The sequence below is a fragment of the Mycobacterium sp. TH-M15 genome, assembly GCF_057473705.1.
Map to the genome: position 1 here is coordinate 1 of NZ_JBYCLB010000674.1, position 2930 is coordinate 2930.

The window sequence follows — 2930 nt, forward strand, 5'->3', positions numbered from 1 at the left end:
GACCATGTTGCCGCCGCTGTCGGATTCGGCGTCGGTGCGCAGGCTCACCGGAACCATCGCCACCAGAGGACGATCCGGCAGCGCGTTCTGCTCGGCGAGGTAGTAGCGCAACGCACCGGCGCACATCGCCAGCAACACGTCGTTGACCGTCACCCCGGCGACCTGCTTGATCGCCCGCAGCCGGGCCAGCGGCCAGGACTGCGCCGCGCAGCGCCGGGCGCCGCCGATCTTGACGTTGAGCATGGTGCGCGGCGCCTCGAACGGCAGGGTCAGCTGCTGTTCGAAGAGCGCGGCGCGGGCCAGGGAGACCGTCGACGAGCCCAGGCCGACGGCGGCGCCGGCCAGGCCGGCCAGCGCGTGCAACCGCGAGGTCGCACCGGACCGGTGGTGCGCGGGCGCCGGCACCGTCCACGGCATGTGCGTCTCGATCTCCCGCGGGTCGGTCGAGAGGGCCCGCTGCAGCAACCGCAGCAGCGAGACCCCGTCGATCAGCGCGTGGTGCACCTTGACGTACACCGCGAACCGGCCGTCGGCGAGGCCCTCCACCAGATGGGTCTCCCACAGCGGCCGATGTCGGTCGAGCAGGCTGGTGTGCCACCGAGAGGTCACCTCGAGCAGCTCACGCACCCGGCCCGGCGTGGGCAGCGCCGACCGCCGCATGTGGTAGTCGAAGTCGATCTCGTCGTCGTAGGTCCATGCCATGCCGGCCACGCCGCCGAGTAGGGCCGCCGGGCGTTTCCGGAAGATCGGCTGGAAGTCACGGGATGCACTCATCGCGTGGTACATGTCGCCGACGAACTCCCTTCCGGCGCCCGGAGGCGGATCGAACAACATCAACCCGCCGACATGCATGGGGTGCTCCCGCGTCTCGGCCACCAGGAACATCGAGTCGGACGGCGAAATCAGCTGCATGCACCCATTACACTCCGACGATGCCCCGCGCCGTCGCCTTCTGCGTCGTGGCGTCCGTTCTCTGCGTCGCCCCGGCAGGCGCACCGAACGTGCCGGCGGCTCCCGATCTGGGCGGCAAGACGGTCTTTCTGGACCCCGGCCACAGCGCCGGCGGCGGCTCGGACCGGTTGGTGCCCAACGGCCGCGGCGGCAGCAAGCCGTGCCAGACCAGCGGCACCGCCACCGCCGACGGCTACCCCGAGCACAGCCTCACCTGGGACGTGGTCAACCGGGTTCGCGACACCCTGGCCGGGCTGGGTGTGCATGCCCAGTTGTCCCGCGGCGACGACGACTCGCCCGGCGCGTGCATCGATGAACGCGCGGCGGCGGCCAATGCACTGCACCCGGACGCGATCGTGAGCATCCACGCCGACGGCGCCCCGGCGTCCGGGCGCGGGTTTCACGTCAACTACTCCAGCCCGCCGCTGAACGACGCCCAGTCCGGACCGGCGGTGCAGCTGGCCCGGTCGATCCGCGATTCGCTGGCCGGCGCGGGAATCCCGGAGTCGAGCTACCTGGGCGCCGACGGGCTGTACGGCCGGGCCGATCTGGCCGGGCTGAACCTGGCCGAATACCCGGCGGTGCTGGTCGAGCTCGGCAACATGCGCAACACCGACGAGGCGGCGCAGTTCGAGAGCGCCGCCGGGCGAGCCCGGTACGCGGCGGCGTTGACCAGCGGGATCGTCGCGTTTCTCGGCGGGTGATCCCGGAAGCACCGTCCCGGGAAACCCGAGAGCCGTTGCAGGGACGGTCCGCCCGCCGCTGCGCGACGGCTCGGCCGCTCGTCGCCTGTTCGTGCAAAGTCTGGGACGATAGCGTGACCTGGTACCCCCGCCACGCCGCCTCGACCGAGGAGTCGTCATCACCCGGAGAAGACCGATCGTCGCCGTCTGTGCGGCGATCCTGCTGCTGGTCACCGGCTGCGGCCGCACCGTGCTGACCGGCCACGCGGTGTCGATGCTCTACGACCCGGCCCGGGTGGGCGGGCTACCGGTGACCGAGGGTCAGAGCGGGCCGCGTGGCCCGGTCCCGCCGATCGACGGCCGGGTGGAGAACAGCGACAACGGCGAGATCGACCGGCTGGCGTTGTCGGCGGTCGACGACATCCAGGAGTACTGGTCCGCGCACTACACCCTGAACGGCACTTTCAAACCGGTCGACACCCTGGTCTCCTACGACTCCACCGACCCGAACGGGCCGAAGGTTTGCGGCAGGAGCGTGTACCGCATGCCCAACGCCATGTTCTGCTTCCGGCGCAACACGATGGCGTGGGATCGGGCCAAGTTCCTGCCGACGGCGAAGAAGTACTTCGGCACGATGGCGATCAACGGGGTGATCGCCCACGAGTACGGACACGCCGTACAGCAGATGGCCGGCCTGGTCGGGCCGGACACGCCCACCCTGGTCCACGAACAACAGGCCGACTGCCTGGCCGGGGTGTACCTGCGCTGGGTGGCCGCGGGCAGTTCGCCGCGCGACACGCTGAGCACCGGCGACGGCCTCAACCACGTGCTGGCCGGGTTGATCATCACCCGTGATCCGACCTCGACACCGGAGTACTTCTTTCCCGGCGGCGACGACGAGCACGGCACCGCGCTGGACCGGGTGGGCGCCTTCCAGATGGGGTTCGGCGCCGGGACGGATGCCTGCGCCCGCATCGACATGCAGGAGATCACCGAGCGACGCGGGGATCTGCCGCCGGCGCTCTTCAGTTCGGAGACCATGCAGAGCGACACCACCGTCGACGAAGGCGTCTTGTCGACGCTGATGGAGGAGCTGGGGCAGATCTTCCAGCCCACCAACCCGCCCAAGCTCTCCACCAACCCGGGCGACTGCCCCGGCGCCCGGCCGAACACCTCGGCCAGCTACTGCACCGGCCCGAACACCGTCGCCGTCGACCTGACCGAGTTGCAGCAGCTGGCCCAACCCTCCGACCAGGCGTCATCGAAGCCGCCCCAGGGCGACAACACCGCGATCTC

Annotated in this window: 3 protein-coding genes; 2 read left to right on the forward strand and 1 reads right to left on the reverse strand. The window is 70.5% G+C overall.

Annotated elements, in window-relative coordinates; all coding sequences use genetic code 11:
- A partial coding sequence (locus AC2VNT_RS16485) for a wax ester/triacylglycerol synthase family O-acyltransferase (protein WP_486947877.1) occupies positions 1-912 on the reverse strand: 912 nt, incomplete at its 3' end.
- A gap of 20 nt (positions 913-932) precedes the next feature.
- Here AC2VNT_RS16485 and AC2VNT_RS16490 point away from each other — a divergent pair.
- On the forward strand, positions 933-1655 hold the full coding sequence (locus AC2VNT_RS16490; RefSeq protein WP_486947878.1) for an Rv3717 family N-acetylmuramoyl-L-alanine amidase: 723 nt from the start codon (positions 933-935) through the stop codon (positions 1653-1655).
- Between the two features lie 229 nt (positions 1656-1884).
- A partial coding sequence (locus AC2VNT_RS16495) for a neutral zinc metallopeptidase (protein WP_486947879.1) occupies positions 1885-2930 on the forward strand: 1046 nt, incomplete at its 3' end.